This is a genomic window from Enterococcus sp. 6D12_DIV0197 (assembly GCF_002174385.1).
GTDB classification, from domain to species: Bacteria; Bacillota; Bacilli; order Lactobacillales; family Enterococcaceae; genus Enterococcus_D; species Enterococcus_D casseliflavus.
The window spans coordinates 1,538,608-1,539,590 of the sequence record NZ_NIBN01000001.1 but is presented as its reverse complement, the minus strand read 5'-3'; the positions used below and the strand labels follow the sequence as shown (position 1 = coordinate 1,539,590).

Annotated in this window: 2 protein-coding genes; both read right to left on the bottom strand. The window is 28.7% G+C overall.

What is annotated here, in order from left to right:
* Nucleotides 1-408, bottom strand: a 408-nt coding sequence (locus tag A5867_RS07085) for an oligosaccharide flippase family protein (RefSeq protein WP_170927514.1), incomplete at its 3' end; no start/stop codon positions are given.
* Between the two features lie 12 nt (nt 409-420).
* A partial coding sequence (locus A5867_RS07080; RefSeq protein ID WP_170927513.1) for a nitroreductase family protein occupies nt 421-983 on the bottom strand: 563 nt, incomplete at its 5' end.

The window sequence follows — 983 nt, the reverse complement described above, 5'->3', positions numbered from 1 at the left end:
ATCTTCGATTCCTGAAAAAAACCAGGTAATATCAAATATGCAACTAAATATAGTGATACCATTTACTATAAAAAAAATATCATCTGATAGGAATACTGCAAATATTAGATAAGTTATTAAAGTTAAAGATGAAAAAATTAAATTAAAAAAAGCTAACTCCCAAAATTTTTGGGACATTCTCAACTTATTTTGCCTAACTATTGATATTTCTCTAACACCATAATTTGCAATGCCCAGTCCCGCGACTAATACAAAATAAGAAGTTATAGAATTCACATAATTATATTTTCCGATACCTGCTGGTCCAAGGGCATTGGAGACAACAGGTATAGTAATTATAGGTAATATAATCAATAAGACTTGATATGATGCTTGATAAAAAAAATTTACAATAAGTTTCTTTCTCATTATTTTCCCAACTTAATATATTTTTGTTATACGATCTACAGAATTTCTATTGCTTTTGGGTACTAAAACTTCTTCTTCCATTTTACCACAGGCGATAAACATAATTAAAACTTCATTTTCTGGGATTCTCAATATTTCTCTTATTAATTTTGCTTTATCTAATGAAACATTTGTAGAAAGTGCACAAGCACCGATACCTTGATATTCTAAAGAATACAAGATACTCATTGAGAAAAGACCGCCATCTATAAATGCTTGATTTCTTTCTTCCATTCTTAAAAATGCTGTTACGTCACTAGTAATTAATAGCAGCTTATCGGGTTGATTATATCCTTTAAACCCTCCTTGTAACTGCAGTAATCTACTTATCAAATCCTGATTTGTTATAACTTTCACTCTTGCAGGTTGTCTATTACAAACACTAGGAGACTTTAAACTTATTTGTATTGCCTCTTTAATTTTTTCTATTTCTACTGATGCATTTTTTTGAAAGTTTCTGACTGAGAACCTGTTTAAAGCCAAAGTTTTAAAATCAATGTTATTATTATTTTGCTTGTGTTGAGTATTTAAATTTA